This is a genomic window from Brevundimonas sp. Root608 (genome assembly GCF_001427825.1).
Lineage (GTDB): Bacteria > Pseudomonadota > Alphaproteobacteria > Caulobacterales > Caulobacteraceae > Brevundimonas.
This window is the reverse complement of the sequence record NZ_LMGT01000001.1, coordinates 553,443-571,417: the sequence shown is the minus strand read 5'-3', so window position 1 is coordinate 571,417 and position 17,975 is coordinate 553,443. Positions and strand designations below refer to the sequence as shown.

The 17,975-nt window shown below is 70.3% G+C and carries 14 protein-coding genes; 5 read left to right on the top strand and 9 right to left on the bottom strand.

Features of this window, described 5'->3' with window-relative positions:
• Positions 1–91: 91 nt before the first annotated feature.
• Positions 92–223, bottom strand: a complete 132-nt coding sequence (locus ASD59_RS14660) for a hypothetical protein (protein WP_255356182.1) — start codon at positions 221–223, stop codon at positions 92–94.
• A 99-nt stretch (positions 224–322) separates the two neighbouring features.
• Here ASD59_RS14660 and ASD59_RS02615 point away from each other — a divergent pair, with 99 nt between their 5' ends.
• Entirely contained in the window at positions 323–1,249 is a 927-nt protein-coding gene (locus ASD59_RS02615) for a LysR substrate-binding domain-containing protein (RefSeq protein ID WP_055827864.1), read from the top strand.
• On the opposite strand, the gene ASD59_RS02610 is transcribed toward ASD59_RS02615, so the two are convergent.
• From ASD59_RS02610 to ASD59_RS02580, 7 genes are all read right to left on the bottom strand, one after another.
• A complete protein-coding gene (locus tag ASD59_RS02610) occupies positions 1,246–3,039 on the bottom strand; it encodes a DUF885 domain-containing protein (RefSeq protein ID WP_082560022.1) in 1,794 nt (597 codons plus the stop codon). The genes ASD59_RS02615 and ASD59_RS02610 overlap by 4 nt on opposite strands.
• Before the next feature lie 71 nt (positions 3,040–3,110).
• Positions 3,111–4,943, bottom strand: a complete 1,833-nt coding sequence (locus ASD59_RS02605) for a DUF885 domain-containing protein (RefSeq protein ID WP_055829651.1) — start codon at positions 4,941–4,943, stop codon at positions 3,111–3,113.
• Between the two features lie 73 nt (positions 4,944–5,016).
• Entirely contained in the window at positions 5,017–7,071 is a 2,055-nt protein-coding gene (gene cckA, locus ASD59_RS02600; protein ID WP_055827859.1) for a cell cycle histidine kinase CckA, read from the bottom strand.
• A gap of 262 nt (positions 7,072–7,333) precedes the next feature.
• Positions 7,334–8,425, bottom strand: a complete 1,092-nt coding sequence (locus ASD59_RS02595) for a Glu/Leu/Phe/Val family dehydrogenase (RefSeq protein WP_055829649.1) — start codon at positions 8,423–8,425, stop codon at positions 7,334–7,336.
• Positions 8,426–8,511: 86 nt separating this feature from the next.
• Complete coding sequence (locus ASD59_RS02590; RefSeq protein ID WP_235561699.1) at positions 8,512–9,396, bottom strand: alpha/beta fold hydrolase; 885 nt, start codon at positions 9,394–9,396, stop codon at positions 8,512–8,514.
• A gap of 311 nt (positions 9,397–9,707) precedes the next feature.
• Positions 9,708–10,289 (bottom strand): uracil-DNA glycosylase family protein, encoded by a 582-nt coding sequence (locus ASD59_RS02585; protein ID WP_055827854.1) that lies wholly within the window; start codon positions 10,287–10,289, stop codon positions 9,708–9,710.
• A 153-nt stretch (positions 10,290–10,442) separates the two neighbouring features.
• Positions 10,443–10,763, bottom strand: coding sequence for a DUF3253 domain-containing protein (locus tag ASD59_RS02580; protein ID WP_055827852.1), 321 nt, complete (start codon positions 10,761–10,763; stop codon positions 10,443–10,445).
• Between the two features lie 50 nt (positions 10,764–10,813).
• Here ASD59_RS02580 and ASD59_RS02575 point away from each other — a divergent pair, with 50 nt between their 5' ends.
• The gene (locus ASD59_RS02575) at positions 10,814–11,248 is read left to right on the top strand and encodes a PaaI family thioesterase (RefSeq protein ID WP_055827849.1); all 435 of its coding nucleotides are present in this window, start codon (positions 10,814–10,816) and stop codon (positions 11,246–11,248) included.
• A 4-nt stretch (positions 11,249–11,252) separates the two neighbouring features.
• Here the strand turns inward: ASD59_RS02575 and ASD59_RS02570 are convergent, their stop codons facing one another.
• A complete protein-coding gene (locus tag ASD59_RS02570; protein ID WP_055827846.1) occupies positions 11,253–11,822 on the bottom strand; it encodes a TetR/AcrR family transcriptional regulator in 570 nt (189 codons plus the stop codon).
• Positions 11,823–11,969: 147 nt separating this feature from the next.
• Here ASD59_RS02570 and ASD59_RS02565 point away from each other — a divergent pair, with 147 nt between their 5' ends.
• The 3 genes from ASD59_RS02565 to ASD59_RS02555 are packed head-to-tail and all read left to right on the top strand — an operon-like array spanning position 11,970 to position 17,888.
• Positions 11,970–13,172, top strand: coding sequence for an efflux RND transporter periplasmic adaptor subunit (locus ASD59_RS02565; RefSeq protein WP_055827843.1), 1,203 nt, complete (start codon positions 11,970–11,972; stop codon positions 13,170–13,172).
• Between the two features lie 7 nt (positions 13,173–13,179).
• Positions 13,180–16,431: an efflux RND transporter permease subunit gene (locus tag ASD59_RS02560; protein WP_055827840.1), complete on the top strand. Its 3,252-nt coding sequence runs from the start codon at positions 13,180–13,182 to the stop codon at positions 16,429–16,431.
• A complete protein-coding gene (locus ASD59_RS02555; RefSeq protein ID WP_055827837.1) occupies positions 16,431–17,888 on the top strand; it encodes an efflux transporter outer membrane subunit in 1,458 nt (485 codons plus the stop codon). Before ASD59_RS02560 ends, ASD59_RS02555 begins: the two co-directional genes overlap by 1 nt.
• Positions 17,889–17,975: the final 87 nt, after the last annotated feature.

Genomic DNA, 17,975 nt, shown 5'->3' with positions numbered 1-17,975 from the left:
AGGATCCGGGCCTCGACCCATCAATCGGGCCGACGGTCATGCGTGGGAGAAGGGAAGTTCGCCTGCGGCAGACCGGATCGGAAAACCTGCCTCAGCGGCTCCAGGGCGTGACGATACGGTCCGGGGTCCGCAGGCGCTGACGGGTCCGGCTGCGGCGCCAGTCCTGCAGGACGGTGACCCAGCCCCATGCAGGCTCCTTATGGGTGTGATGCATCTCTTCCATCGTGGCCTCCTCTGGCCTTGCCTTGCTGATATGACCAAGATGGGCTTGACAGCAGAGCCTTTCAAACCAGATTGTGGCTGCCTCACATAAGGTTCGCTTATGGCCGATCCCCTTGCCGGCATCCCCCTCGCCTCGATCCGCGTGTTCGAGGCCGCCGCCCGCCTGAAGAGCTTCACCCGCGCCGCCGAGGAACTGGGCATGACCCAGGCCGCCGTCAGCTGGCAGATCAAGGCCCTGGAAGGCCGGCTGGGACAGAGCCTGTTCCGTCGCCTGCCGCGCGAGGTCCAGCCGACCGAGGGCGGCGAGCGGCTGTCCCGCGCCGCGACCGAGGCCATGACCCTGCTGCGCCGCGCGGTCAGCGACCTGACCGAGGCCGACGAGCACATCCTGTCGATCACCACCCTGGCCTCGCTGGCGGCCCAGTGGCTTGCCCCGCGGCTGGGGGCCTTCCAGGTCGCCAACCCCGGGCTGGCGGTGCGGCTGGACACCAATCCCAACCTGCTCGACCTGTCGCGCGAAGGGTTCGACGTCGGCATCCGGTCCGGCTCCGGCGACTGGCCGGGCATGGAGAGCCAGTTGCTGATGCCCAGCGTGTTCACGCCGGTTTGCAGCCCGGCCATGGCGGAGCGGCTGAAGCTGACCGACCCCGCCGACCTGCTGAACGCGCCGCGCATAGGCATGGAGAAGGAGTGGGCCGCCTGGTTCGCCGCGGCGGGGATCAGCGGCGGCGCCCAGCCCATGAGCCGACTGACCGCCGACTATCAGGTTCTGGAAGTCGCCGCCGCGCTGGGCGACCAGGGGGTGGCCCTCGCCTCCCCGATCCTGTTCGCGCGCGAGCTGCTCAACGGCCTGCTGGTGCGGCCCTTCGCCCAGACGGTGTCGTTCCACACCGGCTACTATCTGGTCTGGCCCGAAGGCCGCAGGCGCTCGCCCAAGATCGCCCGCTTCCGCGAATGGCTGGCCGTCCAGGCCGACGCCGATCCGACGATCGTCGCGGCCCGGGAAGCGCTCGGCGGGACCGCCTAGGCCCGCATCAGCCCTTCCAGCACCGCCAGCGGCACCGAGCCGTTCAGCAGCACCCGGTCGTGGAACGCCTTCAGATCGAAGCCCGGACGGGCCTCGGCCTCGGCGCGCAGACGCGCGATGACCGTCTGGCCGAGCTTGTAGGAGCAGGCCTGGCCGATGGAGACGCAGTAGCGGTCGATCTCCTTCTCGGCCGACTCGGGCGGCTCGCCGCATTCGTCGATCATGTAGCGTATGGCCTGATCCCGGCTCCACCGCTTGTGGTGCAGACCGGTGTCGACGACCAGACGCACGGCGCGGAACAGGTAGGACTGCAGGTATCCCACCCGGCCCAGCGGATTGCCGGCGTAGACGTCGAGGTCGTCGGCGGCGACCCGCTCAGCGTACAGGGCCCAGCCTTCATTATAGGCCGAGTTGCCGGCGACGCGGCGATAGATGGGCAGACTGCCCGCCTCCCGCGCGACGGTGATCTGGAAATGGTGGCCCGGCGAAGCCTCGTGATAGGTCAGGGTCGGCAGGCCCCATTTGGGCCAGTTCGCCGTATTCGACAGGTTGATGTAGTAGGCGCCCGGCCGCGAGCCATCCAGCGATGCGGCCTGATAGTAGCCGCCCGGCGCGCCGAGCTCGATGGCCGGCGGCACGCGCCGGATCTCGACGGCGGCCGTGGGCAGGGTGTTGAACACGCGCGGCAGCAGCGGCGCCAGCGCCGCCATCTGCTCGTTCAGCGAACCGATCAGCTCGACCTTGGCCTCGTCCGTGTTGGGCCACAGGTGTTGCGGATCCTCGCTGAGCGTCTTGATCCGCTCGCCGACCGAGCCCTCGGCCATGCCCATGCCCTTCAGGATCGTGTCGATCTCGGCCTGGATGGAGGCGACCTGTTCGAGGCCGATGTCGTGGATGGCCTGGGCGTCGTAGTCGGTGGTGGTGTAGGCGCGCAGGGCCAGGGCGTAAGCCTTGTCGCCCTGCGGCAGCTTCCAGGCGCCCGCATCGTCCGTGGCGCTGGGGCGCAGGGCCTCGAAGACCGAGATCTGGCGAGCGAGGGCCGGCTTGATTTCGGTCTCGACCACGCTGGCCGCCTGGGCGCCCCAGTCGCCGATCATGTCGCGCTCGTCCGTCTTGCGGATCAGCGCCTGGACCATGGCCATGTCGTAGGCCGGGGTTTCCCGCAGCGTCCGAAGCTGGGTCAGGGTCTTGTCCATCAGGAAGCCGGGCAACATCACGCCCAGGGCCGCGTCGGCCGTGATCCGCTCGCTCTCCTGATCCAGGACCCGGGCAAAGGCGGACAGACGGGAGATGAAGGCCTCGGCGTCCGCTTCGGTCTCTAGCCGGTGCTGGTTGGCCATGAAGTCCGGAACCGAGAAATAGGCCCCCGACCGCTGGGTCACGACATACGGACCGATGCCCCCGCCATAGGGAATGTCAGCCGCCCGGGCCGCCCCCTCGGCTGTGAAGCGATAGACGGCCAGCGACACCTTCGCCTGGTCCGACAGGCCTTCCTCCGACACCGTCTGGATCTCGGCCCAGCGGGCGCGGGCGCGAACGCGGTCGGCCTCGGCGTCGGCCAGACCGACCTGCCGAAGCTTCCCTGACAGGGGCGCGCGGGCGTCGCGGTCGAGGCCCAGGTTGGTGGCATATTCCGGCGCCAGGTCGACGTTCTCGTTGAACCAGCGGGTCAGCATGGCGTCCAGCCGCGCGTCGGCTTCGGACAGGGCCGGGGCTTGGGCGGCGGCGGGCAGGGCCGCCATCAGGCCGAGGCCGGCGGTGGACAGCAGCAGGCGGCGGCGGTCGATCATGGGGAGTCCTCAGGCGAAAGGGGCCATCGATCCGGGCCGCCGTGGCGCGCCCGGATCGACGCTTGTCAGGGTCAGGCGCGCCGGGCGGCGATCCAGTCGCTCATGATCTTGTCCAGCACCGTCAGCGGCACGCCGCCGGCGTTCATTCCCGCGTCGTGGAAGGCGCGGATGTCGAAGCGGTCGCCAAGCGCGGCCTGGGCCCGGGCGCGCAGCTCGACCCACTTGTTGTGGCCGACCTTGTAGCTGGAGGCCTGACCCGGCCAGACGCAGTAGCGCTCGACCTCGGTGGTGACCGCCGTCTCGGAATCGCCGAGGGTCTCGACCATGTAGCGGATGGTCTGTTCGCGGCTCCAGCGCTTGTGGTGCAGGCCGGAATCCGCGACCAGCCGGGTGGCGCGGAACAGCAGCGACTGCAGATAGCCGATCTTGCCGATGGGGTTGTCGGCATAGACCCCCATCTCGTCGGCCAGCTGTTCGGAATAGAGCGCCCAGCCCTCCGAATAGGCCGAGAAGCCCAGCACCTTCATCAGCAACGGCCGGTCGGCCTGTTCCTGCTGCAGGGCGATCTGGTGGTGATGTCCCGGGGACGCCTCGTGATAGGTCAGGGTCGGCAGCTGCATGCGCGGCCATTCCGACGTGTCGCGCAGGTTGATGTAGTAGGCGCCGGGCCGGGAGCCGTCGAGCGCCGGCGAGTTGTAGTAGCCGCCGGGCGCGCCCGCTTCGATGAAGGTCGGGACGCGGCGGATCTCGACCGCCGCGGCGGGGATGCGGCCGAAATACTCGGGCAGGCGTTTGGCCATGTCGACCATCTGGGCGTTGAGGTCGGCCAGCAGCTGGGCCTTGCCCGCGTCGGTGTTGGGATAGAGCTGGGCCGGGTCCTTGCCGAGGGCGGAGATGCGTTCGCCCACCGAGCCCTGGGTCAGGCCCTGGGCCTTGAGCAGCACGTCGGCGCGGGCTGAAAGCTCGGCCACCTGTTCCAGGCCGAGGGCGTGGATCTCGGCGCCCGACAAGGTCGAGGTGGTGTAGCTGCGGATGCCCCAGTCGTAATAGGCCTCGCCGTCGGGCAGGCGCCAGACGCCGGCGTCATGGACGGCGTCGGCGCGGCGGGCGCGCATGGCGTCGGCTTGGCGGCGCAGGGCCGGATAGACCTCGCCCTCGACGATCCGCCGGGCGCGGTCGCCCCAGTCGCCGGCGAGGTTCTTCTCGCCGGTCCGGCGCACGACGGATGTGGTCAGGACCGACTGGTCGGGCGGGGTGTCATAGAGGTTGGCGAGCTGGAGCAGGGTCTTGTCGATGACGAAGTCCGGCGGCACGGCGCCGGCGGCGAAATCAGCCTGCATCCGCGCCGTCTCCTGATCCAGGGCGGTCGGGAAGGCGGCGACGCGCGCCAGATAGGCCTCGGCGTCCTCGGCGGTCTCGATCGCGTGCTGGGTGTCGAGGAAGTCCGGCAGGTTCTGATACGAGCCGGTCAGCTGGGAGACGGTGTAGGGCGCCGGGCCGAAGCCGCCGCCGCCATAGGGGAAGCGGTCGCCCATCATCTGGGTCTCGCCGAAGAAGGTCAGGGTGTCGTGATAGACGCCTTCGGTTTCGGGCAGGGCCGAGCGGTCGATGGCCTTGAGCTGGTTCATCTGGCCCCTGAACACCACCCGGTCGGCGTCGATCTTGGCCTGGGACCGGTCGTCGAGCCGGGACTTCATCGCCGCCATCGGCCCCTTGTCCATGCCCAGCGAGGTCAGGGTCTCGGGCGACTGCAGCAGGAAGGTCTGGACGATCCCGTCCATCAGGGCGCTCAGCGCCGCCGAGGCCGAGGCGGCGGCGGCGGGCGTCTGGGCCAGGACCTGGCCGCAGGCGGCGAGGCCCGCACCGGCGGCGGCGGTGAACAGCAGGCGGCGGCGATCGATCATCATGGCGGGGGGGCTCCGTGGCGCGAGGCGCCAGAGGATGGCGCCGGACGAAGATTGGCAAGTTACCGATGGTTCAGCCGGCGTGCAGTTCCTGCTTCACGCGTTCGGCCAGGGTCTTGATGTCCAGCGGCTTGGGCAGGAAGGAGACGCCGACCTCGTCCTGCAGCAGGTCCGAGAAGTCGCTTTCGGCATAGCCCGAGATGAACAGGACCGGCGCGTCGCCCAGGAACGGCCGCGCCTTCTTCAGCAGGGCGGGGCCGTCGAGGCCGGGCATGATGACGTCCGAGATCATCATGTCGATGGTCCCGGCGTGCTGCTCGGCCAGCTCGAGGGCCTCCTCGCCGTCGGCGGCCTCGATGACCTCATAGCCGCGCTGGCGCAGCAGGCGGGCGGCGATGCCGCGCACCGCGGCCTCGTCCTCGACGAACAGGATGCGGCCGGCGCCCGACAGGTCGCGCGGCGTCTTCATCTTGATCTCGACCGGCGCTATCTCGGCCAGTTCGGCCTCGGCCGCCTCCGGCAGGAAGATGCGGAACACCGCCCCGCCTGCCGCCGCGTTCGACACATTGATGTGGCCGCCGGCCTGTTCGACGATGCCATAGACCGTGGCCAGGCCCATGCCCGTGCCCTCGTTCACCGCCTTGGTGGTGAAGAAGGGTTCGAAGATCTTGTCGAGGATTTCGGGCGGGACGCCGGGACCGCTGTCCGCCACCTCGATCAGGGCGACGGCGTCGGTGGCGGGGCTGGTCCAGCCGAGCGCGCGCGCCTCGTCGGCGGTCAGGCGGGCGGTGCGGATGGTGACCACGCCCGCGCCGGGCTCGACCACGCCGCGCATGGCGTCGCGGGCGTTGACGGCGAGGTTCATGACGGCGGTTTCGAGCTGGCTCTTGTCGGCGAGGACGACCGGCAGGTCGCGGCCGTAGTCGGTTTCCAAGCGCACGTCCTCGCGCAGCAGGCGGCGCAGCAGGACGGCGAACTCGCCGACCAGTTCGCCGAGGTCGAGGCGCTCGCGGCGGACGGTCGACTTGCGCGAGAAGGCCAGCAGCTTGCGCACCAGGTCGGCGGCGCGGATGGCGGTCTGGCGGATTTCGTTGAGGCCCTCGTAGGAGGGGTCGCCGACGGGATGGCGCTCCAGCAGGCCGGACAGTTGCAGCTGGATGGCGGTCAGCAGGTTGTTGAAGTCATGGGCCACGCCCCCGGCCAGCTGGCCCACGGCCTGCATCTTCTGGGCCTGCGACAGCTGCAGCTCCATCGACTTCTGGGCCGAGACGTCGAACAGCCAGATGCGCCGCTTGTCGCCCTCGGGGGCGACGTAGAGGTGCAGCATCTTGTCGGGGAAGGCGCGGGCGATCAGCTCGATGGGGCCCGAGGAGCCGTCGTCGAGCCGGGCGCGGGCCTCGGTGACAAGGGCGGGGTCGAACAGGTGGCCGAAGGCGGCGTCGCGCGCGGCGGCGGGGCCGGTCAGGACGGACAGGGCGGCGTTGGCCTCCTCGACCTTGCCGGCGAACAGGTCTTCGGCGGCGATGACGGCCGAGCCGAACGGCGCGCCGGCGGCCATGGCGCGGCTCTCGATCGCGTTCGAGATGGTCGCCGGCCGGTGGCTGGCCATGGCGCCGACCGGCAGCACGGACTCGGGCGCGGCGCGGACGAGGAAGCGGCCTTCGCCGGCGGCCCCGATCAGGACTTCCTGCTCACGGTCGCCGATGACGACGATGGCGCGGCCCTGTTCGCCGGCGCGGGCCTGGGCGAAGGCCATGTAGAGGGCCGAGGCCGACTTGCCCTTGGGCAGGGACGTGGTCGCGCCGTTGGCCTCGGCCCAGGCGCCGTTGAAGGCCAGCACCTGGCCGGTCGCCCAGACCAGGGCGGCGGGTTCGGCCATGGCGTCCAGCAGATCGACGGCGGCGTCGCCCATCGGCTGGCGCTTCTCGCCGCGGGTGTGGGAGAACAGGCCGATCAGGGCCACGGCCCCGACGGTGAAGATCAGCACCAGGCCGGGGGCGCTCATCGGGTCCGAGCGGAAGGCGGGATAGGCCAGCGCCCCGACGGCCACGACAAAGCCGACCGCCATCAGGAGCAGCAGCGGGTCGAAGGCCCGGGTCGGCGGTGCGGTCCTGGAGGTTGCGGTCATGGCGCCTCGGCCCGAATCAGAAGGGCGGTTCCGGCGATAGTGGTCCGTATGCCCCCGGCGCGCGAATCCGGGGGCGCCGAAGCCAAAAACACCGTCTCATGAGTCTCATGAGTCTCATGAGCGCACGTCGACCGGCCGGGGCGGCGGCGATCCCCGCAGATTAGGCGACCGGTACGTCAGATCGGGACGTAGGCCGGCCCGTCAGCCTGGAATCGCCATCGGGGCGCCCCGGCCTTCACCGGGGCGCCCCGATGGAGCAGGGCTAGGCCGCCTTGCGCTGCTCGGCCTTTTCGTCGCGGGCGGTGTTGATGCGCGCCTCGGCGATGGCGTCGGCGATCTCGTGGGTCGGGCGCTTCTCGACGGCCGAGCGGTCCAGGACCTCTTCCAGCGTGTCCATCAGGCGCGACAGCTTGGTCTCGACCCAGGCCGGATCGTAGGCGCCGCCGCTCTGGCGGGCGCGCAGTTCCGAGGCGACGTTGATGATGCCGCCGCCGTTGACGACATAGTCGGGGGCGTAGAGCACGCCGCGCTCGAACAGGGTCTGGCCGATGTCAGGCGTGGCCAGCTGGTTGTTGGCGGCGCCGACGACGGCCTTGACCGTCAGGCGGTCCAGCGTCTGCGGGTTCAGCGTCGCGCCCAGGGCGCAGGGCGCATAGATGTCGGCCTTGACGTCATAGATGGCGTCGGGAGCCACGATCTCGGCGTTGGTGCGCGCGGCGACCTCGGCCAGCAGGGCCGTGTTGACGTCGGTCATGATCAGCTTCGCGCCGGCGGCGTACAGTTTGTCGGCCAGATAGCCGCCGACATGGCCGATGCCCTGGACCGAGACGGTCAGGCCGCTCAGGTCGTCCTGGTTCCACAGGCGTTTCGCGGCCAGCAGGGTGGAGCGGTAGACGCCCTCGGCGGTGACGGGGCTGGGATCGCCCGAGGCCTCGGGACCGTCGCTCAGGCCCAGCACATAGGGGGTGACCTTGCGGGCTTCGGCGATGTCGGCGACCGACACGCCGACGTCTTCCGCCGCATAGTAGATGCCGCCGAGGGTGTGGACCGCCCGTCCGAAGGCGCGGAACAGCTCGGGGGATTTCTGGGTCTTGCTGTCGCCGATGATGACCGACTTGCCGCCGCCCATCTCCAGATCCGCGACGGCGTTCTTGTAGCTCATGCCGCGCGAGAGACGCAGGACGTCCTCGAGCGCCTCGGCGCTGGAGGCGTAGTTCCACATCCGGGTCCCGCCGACGGCCGGGCCGCGCGCGGTTGAGTGAACAGCGATAATGGCGCGCAGGCCGGTCTTTTCGTCAAAGACCGCGTGAACGCCCTCGTGGTTCGCGAAGGACGGGGAATCAAACAGCGTCATGCTCACTTGAGCGTCTCCCGGGGTGTTTTTTTGTTGGCGGGCGTTTACGCCTCGACGGGTAATACCGCAAGCATGGCGGTTTCACGTCAGCGTGGGCGGGCCATATCCGTGAGCGCCGGCAGGACCGGCCCCGCCCCGGACGGCAGCGGCGCGGACGCGTCCCTGAGCCAGGCCTCGACATCGCGGTACACGGTCTCGGCCTGGAGGTCGCGGTTCAGGATGTGCCAGCCGTCAGGATAGAAGCAGGTGCGGAAACCCGGCCTCTCGCCCGCCCGCTCCAGCGCCCGCCGCATCGGGTCCCTCTGGATGACGTTGTCGTGGGCGCCGTAGAGCAGCAGGGTCGGGGCGCGCACGTCGCCGAGCCGCACCGAGGCGGTCTCCATCAGGTCGACGAGGCCGTAAAGGGTGTCGAACCGCGTCGGCAGGATGCTGTTCGGATCGCGGCCGTTGCGGATCAGCTCCAACCGGTTGTCCGAGGCGGGCAGGTCCCGCACCGCCCATTCGGGAGCGCCGACGGCGCGGTCGCCCATGGCGCGGGCCGCGATCCACAGCCCGATGGCGTTGACCGGCCCCTGCGCCGTCCAGCCCCAGACCGCCGGGGCGAGAAGGATGACGCGATCCGCCGCGGGCGGGTGGTTCGAACCGAAGGCGGCGACGGCGACCGCGCCGCCCATGCTCTCGCCGGCGACGGCGATCAGCGCGCGCGGATGACGGGCCCGGGCCAGGGCGACGGCGGTGCGCAGGTCCTCGCTCATCCGCGCCTCGCCGGCCCAGACGCCGCGGCCGGGCGCACGGCCGAAGCCACGCTGGTCGAAGGCCCAGGTCTCGATTCCGCGCTCGGCCCACCACGGCCCGGCGAGACGGAAGGCGGCCCGGCTGTCGTTCATCCCGTGCAGGGCGACGATGACGGCCCAGGGCTCGCCCCCCTCCGGCGTCCAGCGGGCCAGCGGCAGGCGCGCGCCGTCGTCCATGACCAGCGTCCGGGATTCGATTGCGGGTCCTGCGAAACCGGGCGGCGGAGTCAGGGGCGGCTGGACCGCGGGCGTAGCGCAGGCGGAGAGGGTGAGTGACAGCGCCAACGGCAAGACGCGGCGGGTGCGCCCTTCTCCCCTCGGGGGATAAGGTGGGCGGCGAAGGCGGTCGGATGAGGGGGCTTTGTCTCCTCGCACATCGGTCGGGAGCCAGCCCGCGGCCAAGAGCCCCCTCATCCGTCTCGCTGCGCGAGCCACCTTCTCCCCCGAGGGGAGAAGGATGCGGGATAACGGCGAGGAGCGGGAGCGCATCAGGCGAGAATAGTCGCGACCCGTCCCCTTAGGTAGGGCAGCACCTCATCCTCGAACCACGGGTTCTTCCGCAGCCAGGCGGTGTTTCGCCACGACGGATGCGGCAGGGGCAGGATGGCGGGCGCGTAGTCGCGCCACGCCCGCACGGTTTCGGTCATGTTGACCTTCGCCCGGTCGCCGAGGGCCCAGACCTGGGCGTAGCCGCCGACCAGCAGGGTCAGTTCGACGTCCGGCAGTTCGGCCAGCAATCGCGGCCGCCACAGTTCGGCGCAGCGGCGCGGCGGCGGATAGTCGCCGCCCTTCGGGGCCGTGCCGGGATAGCAGAAGGCCTGGGCCGCCACGCCCAGCCGGCGATCGGCGTAGAAGGTCCCGTAGTCGACGCCCAGCCACTGGCGCAGCCGGTCGCCCGACGGGTCGGTGAACGGCAGGCCGCTCTCATGCACCCGCCGCCCCGGCGCCTGGCCGCAGATCAGCAGACGGGTTTCGGGAAAGACGCGGACCACCGGACGCGGCGTATGGGGAAGCTGGCCGAGACAGGCCCGGCAGGCGCGGATGTCGGTGAGGAGGGTGTCGAGGGTCATGACCGGCGTTCTCCCTCCCCCTTGTGGGGAGGGTGGCCGCGAAGCGGACGGGTGGGGAACCGCCGCAAGGGCGGGCGCCGCCCTGCCGTACCCCACCCTGTCGTCGCTACGCGCCGACATCCCTCCCCATGAAGGGGAGGGAGAACGGAATGATCAGCCGAAGTCGTCATCGTCCTCGACGACGGGCGGCAACGCCGCGAGGGCCGCGGCGGTCTCGGCCTCGGTCGGCAGGCGCAGGCGGATCACGCCCTTGAAGGCGTTCGGATCGATGGCCTTGCCCTTCTTGGTGATGGTCAGCCTGCCCTGACGCATCAGGCCGAGGGCGCAATGCCGCACCTTGGGCAGCATCCGCTGCCACTGTTCGGGCTGCAGGTCCTTGGCCACATCGGCCGGTTCAATGCTCTTGCCGCCGACGCCCTTGGGGTCGGCCTTCGCCAGTTTTTCGAAGATGGCGGTTTCGATGGGGTCGCTCATCGCGCCTATATGCTGCATTGCGAGAGCGATAGTAAGGCGGAGCGCGAACGATGGTTCAGAAGGTCACGGTGACGGAGGGCGAGTTCGCCGGCTGGCAGATGTACGACCTGCACGGCACCTTCGATCAGGTGGTGGGCCCCTTCTACTTCCGGCCGGACCCCGACGGCGGCATGCGCTGCGCCTTCAGGGCCGAGCCCAAGCACATGAACGCCGGCGACCGGATGCACGGCGGCTGCCTGATGACCTTCGCCGACATCGCCCTGTTCCAGATGGCCTACCAGGAGATGGAGGGCGCCTCGGGCGTCACCGTGTCGCTGGATTCTACCTTCATCGACGGCGCCTATGTCGGCGAACTGGTCGAGGCGACGGGCGAGGTGGTGCGCGCCGGCAAGAGCCTGATCTTCGTGCGCGGGCAGATCACCTCGGGCGCGCGGGTGCTGATGACCTTCTCGGGCGTGATCCGGAAATTCCGGCCCCGCGACTGAACCGTCAGCCGTCGACGATGTCCTGCAGGATCGCGGCCATGCGGTCGCGCATCTGGGCGCACTGTTCCGGCGTCAGGCCGAAGCCGCCGGTGATCTCGCGGCTGACCGCCATGCCCATGATGAAGGCTGCGGCCAGCCGGGCGCGGACGGCGCCGTCCGGACCGCCGACCCATTCGGCGAAGGGGTTGAAGAAGCGCTCGTTGCCGGTGCGCTGGACCAGCTCCATGGCCTTGGTCGAACCGACCGAGCGCAGCAGGACCAGCAGGCCCTTCAGCTTGCTTTCGCTCTTGCCCTCGTAGATCGCCTCATGCGCGATGCGGCGGCCGAAGCCGGCGCGATCGCCTTCCATCAGTTCGGCGCCGTTCTCGCAGCTGTCGAGCACAGCGACGAACAGGTCTTCCTTGGAGCCGAAATAGCGGGACACCAGGGCGGCGTCGACGCCGACGTCCCCGGCGATGTCGCGCATGCCGACGTCGTCATAGCTTTCACGCGCGAAGCGTTCGCGAGCAGCGGTCAGGATGGCGGCGCGTGTCGCCTCGGCGTTCCGGGGCCGGGGCGCGACATGGCAAAACAATTCGTGATCTCCGCAAAGCCCCAAAATCCATATGGCTTTGTCATCCGGCGTTGACAAGCGAAACCACGATCACCATTAAGTCACCGGGCGTTGACTACCGGCTTCCTCCCCGTTCGCCGCGTCGACAGAGACAGGGATCTACCTCTCATGCGAACCGCGAAGATCGTGGCCGCGGCCGTCCTGATGACGACCGTGCTCCATGGCTGCTCCCAGCGAAGCGAAGCCCAGGCGCCGCCGGCGCCGAGCGTGACCGTCGCCACGCCGCTGGTGCGCGCCGTGCAGGACTGGGATGAATTCACCGGCCGGTTCGAGGCGACCCAGTCGGTCGAGGTGCGCGCCCGTGTCGGCGGCTATGTCTCGGGCGTCCATTTCCGCGACGGCGACTATGTGCGGCGCGGCCAGCTGCTGTTCAGCCTCGACCCGCGCCCGGCCCAGGCGGCCCTGGCCTCGGCCCGCGCGCAACTGTCGCAGGCCCAGGCGCAGCTGGCGCTGGCCACGAGCGAGCTGGCGCGGTCCGAAACCCTGCTGGAGTCGCAGGCCGTGTCCCAGGCCGAGGTCGACACCCGGCGCGGCGCCCTGCAGACCGCCCGGGCGGCCATCGCCGCGGCCAACGCCAATGTCCGCGCCCGCCAGCTGGACCTTGAATTCACCCGCGTCACCGCCCCGATCTCGGGCCGGGTGTCCGATCGTCGCGTCGATGCGGGCAACCTCGTCGCGGGCGGGTCGTCGGCCGCCGACGTCCTGACCACGGTGGTGTCCAGCGCGCCGATCCATTTCGTCTTCGACGGCTCCGAGGCCGTGCTGCTGAAATACCAGCGTCAGGCCCGCCGCGGCGCCGCCCCGATCCAGGTGCGGCTGCAGGACGAGACCGACTTCACCCGCGCGGGCACGCTCGATTTCACCGACAATGCGGTGGACACGTCTTCGGGCGTGATCCGGCTGCGGTCCCTGATCCCCAACGCCGACGGCTTCCTGAAGCCCGGCATGTTCGGCCAGGCCCGGCTGGCGGGAGCGGGCACCTACAACGCCATGCTGGTGCCCGACGCCGCCATCGCCACCGATCAGGCCCGGCGCATCGTCTATGTCGTCGCCCGCGACGGCTCGGTGGCGCCGCGTCCGGTGCAGCCGGGGCCGCTGGTCGATGGTCTGAGGGTTATCCGCTCGGGCCTGCAGCCCACCGACCGCGTCATCATCAACGGGGTCCAGCGCATCCAGCAGCCCGGCATGAAGGTCCAGGCCAGACTGGGCCAGATCCGGCCCGCCGCGGCGCAGGCCTCGCAGGCCCCGGTGACGCAGGCGGCGCCCGCCTCAAGCGCCACCTTCGCCAACAGCCTGTCGTCGGTCGACTGATCCGGTCATGAACATTTCCCGCTTCTTCATCGACCGGCCGATCTTCGCGGCCGTGATCTCGGTGTTCATCACCCTTCTGGGCGTGTTCGCCTATCCGCTGCTGCCGCTGTCGCAGTATCCGGAGATCGCGCCGCCGACGATCGCGGTCACCGCCGTCTATCCGGGCGCCTCGGCCGAGACCATGGCCGAAACCGTGGCCGCGCCGATCGAGCAGGAGATCAACGGCGTCGAGCGCATGCTCTACATCTCGTCGTCCTCGACCTCGGACGGGGTGGCGACGATCACCGTCACCTTCGAGCCGGGCACCGACCTGGACGCGGCCCAGGTGCTGGTCCAGAACCGCGTCTCCCTGGCCGAGCCGCGCCTGCCCGAGCCCGTGCGCCAGATCGGCGTGACGGTGAACAAGCAGCAGCAGGACTTCCTGCTGATCATCGGCCTGACATCGCCCGACCGCAGCCTGGCCAACGACTATATCGGCAACTACGCCAACTCGGTCATCCGCGACCGGATGCTGCGTCTCGACGGCGTCGGCGCGGTGCAGGTGTTCGGCGGCGGCAACTATTCGATGCGGGTCTGGATCGACCCGGGCAAGGCCGCCGCGCGCAATCTGACGGCCCAGGAAATCGTCGGCGCCCTGCGCGGCCAGAACAGCTCGGCCGCCGCCGGAGCCATCGGCCAGCCGCCCTTCCCGACCAACGCCGCGGCCTTCCAGCTGCCGGTGCAGGTGCAGTCGCGCCTGAGCGATCCGGACGAGTTCGGCGACATCGTCATCAAGACGGACGCCGAGGGCCGCACCACGCGCGTGCGCGACGTGGCCCGGGTCGAGCTGGGGTCGCAGGACTACGGCATCCGCGGCTATTTCGACGGCCAGCCGGGCGTCGCCCTGGCGATCCAGCAGCAGCCCGGCGCCAATGCGCTGGAAACCGCCGAGCTGGTCCAGGCCGAGATCGAGGCCGTGCGCGCCGAACTCCCCCAGGGCATGGCGATCTCCGTCCCCTACAATCCGACCGAATTCGTCGCCGAATCCGTCGAGGCGGTGCAGCACACGGTGTTCGAGGCCATGCTGCTGGTGGTGCTGGTGGTGATCGTCTTCCTGCAGACGTGGCGGGCGGCGATCATCCCGATCGTGGCCATTCCCGTGTCGCTGGTGGGCACCTTCGCCGTGCTTCTGGCGCTGGGCTATTCGATCAACTCGCTGTCGCTGTTCGGCCTGGTGCTGGCCATCGGCATCGTCGTCGACGACGCCATCGTCGTGGTCGAGAACGTCGAGCGATACATCCGCATGGGTTTGACGCCCAAGGAGGCCGCCTACCGGTCGATGAAGGAAGTGTCCGGGGCCCTGATCGCCATCGGCCTGGTGCTGGTCGCGGTGTTCGTGCCCACCGCCTTCGTGCCCGGCATCCCCGGCATCTTCTACCAGCAGTTCGCCGTGACCATCGCCTCGGCCTCGGTCATCTCGCTGCTGGTGTCCCTGACGCTGTCCCCGGCCATGGCGGCGGTGCTGCTGAAGCCGCACGACATGCACGGCGAACCCGCGCGCAAGCCGGGCCTTCTCGGGACCGCCACCTACTATGGCGGCTGGGCCGGACGGCGCTTCAACGAGGGCTTCGACTGGCTGTCCGACAAATACGGCCGCCTGACCGCGCGGCTGGTGCGGACGGTGGGCGTGGTGCTGGCCGTCTATGTCGGCCTGCTGGCCCTGACCGCCTGGCGCGTCGTGGACACGCCCACGGGCTTCATCCCCGACCAGGACCAGGGCTATCTAATCGGCGTCATCCAGCTGCCCCCCGGCTCGTCGCTGGAACGCACCGAGGCGGTGATGAGCCAGGCCCGGAACATCATCGAAAAGACCGAGGGCGTGGACGGCACGGTGGCCTTCGCCGGCCTCGACGGCGCCAGCTTCTCGTTCGGCTCCAACGCCGCGACCATCTTCGTGCGGCTGGACGAGTTCGACCACCGCAACGCCGAGCAGTCGGCGGTCGCCCTGGCCGGCGCCATCACCGGCGCCACCTTCGGCATCGAGGACGCCAACATCTTCGTCATCGCCCCGCCCGCGGTCCAGGGTCTGGGCAACGGCAACGGCTTCCAGATGATGGTCCAGGACCGCGGCGGCGCCGGCTATCGCGGACTGGAGGGCGCGACCTTCGCCATGATGGGCGCGGCGGCCCAGGCGCCGACGCAGGTGCAGCAGGTGTTCTCGACCTACAACACCGGCTCGCCCCGCATCTCGGCCGACATCGACCGCGACAAGACCCTGATGATGGGAATCCAGCCGGCCGATGTGTTCGAGACGCTCGGCATCTATCTGGGCTCGTCCTACATCAACGACTTCAACTTCCTCGGCCGCACCTTCCGGGTGACGGCGCAGGCGGAGCCGACCTCGCGCGACGACGTCGCCGACATCGCCAATCTGAAGGTTCGAACCGCCTCGGGGGCGATGGCGCCGATCGGCTCGGTGGCGACGCTGAGGGACGACTCCGGCCCGGCGCGGGTGGTGCGCTACAACCTGTTCCCGGCCTCCGAGCTTCAGGGACAGGCCGCGCCGGGCGTGTCGTCCGGCCAGGCGCTGGACGCCATGGAAGGCCTGGCCGCCCAGGCCCTGCCGGCCGGCTTCTCGTACGAATGGACCGGCCTGGCGCTGCAGGAGAAGTCGTCCTCGGGCGGGACCACCCTGGTCTTCCTGATGGCCGTGGTCTTCGTCTTCCTGGTGCTGGCGGCCCAGTACGAGGCCTTCACCCTGCCCATGGCCGTGGTGCTGATCGTGCCGATGTGCGTTCTGGCGGCCATGGTTGGCATCGGCCTGCGGGGGCTGGACAACAACATCCTGGTCCAGATCGGGCTGGTGGTGCTGATCGCGCTCGCGGCCAAGAACGCCATCCTGATCGTGGAGTTCGCCAAACAGGCCGAGGAGGACGAGGGGCTGAGCCGCTGGGACGCGGCCATCAAGGCGGCGCGGATTCGTCTGCGTCCCATCCTGATGACCTCGTTCGCCTTCATCTTCGGCGTCGTGCCGCTGATGCTGGCGACGGGTCCGGGGGCCGAGATGCGTCAGTCGCTCGGCACCGCCGTCTTCTCCGGCATGCTCGGCGTGACCCTGTTCGGCCTGGTCTTCACCCCGGTCTTCTATGTGGTCAGCCGCTGGGCCGCCTCGAAGATCCCGCAGCGGCCCGAAAAGCCGCGAAATGCGCCCACCACCCATGGCCTGCCGCCGCACGACGCCGATCCGGCGCCGGCGACGCTCCGGCCGGGAGACGCCTGATGACGACCCGACTTCCCCTTCGGTTCCTGACCGCAACCGCCTTCGCCAGTCTTGCGCTGGCGTCGTGCGCGGTCGGGCCGGGGGTGCCCGACGCGACCCTTCCCCCCTCCGCGTCGGGCGCCTTCGTCGGCGCCGCTACGCCCGCCGTGACCGCCGTGACCGCCGTGACCGCCGAGGCGGTGCGCGACGACTGGTGGCGGCTTTATGACGACCCGACCCTGGACAGCCTGATCCGTCAGGCCCTGAGCGAGAACAACGAGCTGGAGGCCGCGGCGGCCAATCTGCGCCGCGTCCGCGCGGCCTTGGGCGAGGCGCGGGTCGGACGGCTGCCGTCCACCACCGTCGGGGCCAGCGGCCAGTACGGCCGCGCCTCGGCCGCCACGGTCCCCGGCGGCAACGGGGGCCAGCCGCTGGATGAGGGCGAGCAATACGACGTCGGCCTGGACGTCTCCTACGAGATCGACCTGTTCGGCCGTGTCGGCAGCGCGATCCGGGCGGCGCGGGCCGACGCCGATGCCGCGGCCGCCGCGCTCGACGTGGCGCGGGTTTCGGTCGCCGCCGAGACCGCCCGGGCCTATGCCGACGCCTGTTCCGCCAACGCACAGATCGCCGTCGCCGAACGGACCATCGAGCTGCAGTCGAACACCGCCGACCTGACCCAGCGCCTGCTGGCCGGCGGCGCCGGCAACGGGCTCGACACCGCCCGCGCCCGCGCCGCCCTGGAAAGCACCCGCGCCACCCTGCCGCCGCTGCGCGCCCAGCGCGACGGCGCCCTGTTCCGGCTGGCGACCCTGACCGGACGCACGCCCGCCGAGGCTTCGGAAGCGGCCCGCGCCTGCGCCCGTCCGCCGCAGCTGACCCGGCCCATTCCGGTCGGCGACGGCGCCCGACTGCTGGCGCGCCGGCCCGACGTGCGCCGGGCCGAGCGCGCTCTCGCGGCCGCCGCGGCGCGCGTGAACGTAGCGACCGCCGACCTCTATCCCCGGATCAGTCTCGGCGGATCGGTCGGATCGACGGCGCTCGACGCGGGCGATCTGTCCAGAGACTCCGGTTTCCGGTTCGGCGTGGGGCCGCTGATCAGTTGGTCCTTCCCCAATGTCTTCGCCGCCCGGGCGCGGATCGAGCAGGCCAGCGCCGGCTCCGACGCCGCCCTGGCGACCTTCGACCAGACCGTGCTGGTGGCCCTGCAGGAAACCGAGACGGCGCTGGCCAACTACGCCAACGAGCTGGACCGCCGTGCGGCCCTGCAGGCGGCGAGGGGTCAGGCCGCCACCGCCGCCCGCCTGTCGCGCCTGCGCTTCGACGCCGGCGCCGACAGCTTCCTGACCGTGCTGGACGCCGAGCGAACCCTGGCCTCTGCCGACGCCCAGCTGGCGGCCTCGGAAGCCCTGGTCACCACCTACCAGATCGCCCTGTTCAAGGCGCTGGCGGGGGGCTGGAGCGAGGCGACAACCTAGTCCGTGCATTCCCGCCAAGGCGGGGACCGGGGCTTTGTCCCTCGGCCGGTGCTGGATTGAGCGCCGGTTCGTTCAACAGTTTCGCTG

Excerpts from the sequence above, each read along its gene's own strand:
- ASD59_RS14660 (WP_255356182.1), bottom strand. The coding sequence starts at position 223 with ATGGAAGAGATGCATCACACCCATAAGGAGCCTGCATGGGGCTGGGTC.
- ASD59_RS02615 (WP_055827864.1), top strand. The coding sequence starts at position 323 with ATGGCCGATCCCCTTGCCGGCATCCCCCTCGCCTCGATCCGCGTGTTC.
- ASD59_RS02610 (WP_082560022.1), bottom strand. The coding sequence starts at position 3,039 with ATGATCGACCGCCGCCGCCTGCTGCTGTCCACCGCCGGCCTCGGCCTG.
- ASD59_RS02605 (WP_055829651.1), bottom strand. The coding sequence starts at position 4,943 with ATGATCGATCGCCGCCGCCTGCTGTTCACCGCCGCCGCCGGTGCGGGC.
- cckA (WP_055827859.1), bottom strand. The coding sequence starts at position 7,071 with ATGACCGCAACCTCCAGGACCGCACCGCCGACCCGGGCCTTCGACCCG.
- ASD59_RS02595 (WP_055829649.1), bottom strand. The coding sequence starts at position 8,425 with ATGACGCTGTTTGATTCCCCGTCCTTCGCGAACCACGAGGGCGTTCAC.
- ASD59_RS02590 (WP_235561699.1), bottom strand. The coding sequence starts at position 9,396 with ATGGACGACGGCGCGCGCCTGCCGCTGGCCCGCTGGACGCCGGAGGGG.
- ASD59_RS02585 (WP_055827854.1), bottom strand. The coding sequence starts at position 10,289 with ATGACCCTCGACACCCTCCTCACCGACATCCGCGCCTGCCGGGCCTGT.
- ASD59_RS02580 (WP_055827852.1), bottom strand. The coding sequence starts at position 10,763 with ATGAGCGACCCCATCGAAACCGCCATCTTCGAAAAACTGGCGAAGGCC.
- ASD59_RS02575 (WP_055827849.1), top strand. The coding sequence starts at position 10,814 with ATGGTTCAGAAGGTCACGGTGACGGAGGGCGAGTTCGCCGGCTGGCAG.
- ASD59_RS02565 (WP_055827843.1), top strand. The coding sequence starts at position 11,970 with ATGCGAACCGCGAAGATCGTGGCCGCGGCCGTCCTGATGACGACCGTG.
- ASD59_RS02560 (WP_055827840.1), top strand. The coding sequence starts at position 13,180 with ATGAACATTTCCCGCTTCTTCATCGACCGGCCGATCTTCGCGGCCGTG.
- ASD59_RS02555 (WP_055827837.1), top strand. The coding sequence starts at position 16,431 with ATGACGACCCGACTTCCCCTTCGGTTCCTGACCGCAACCGCCTTCGCC.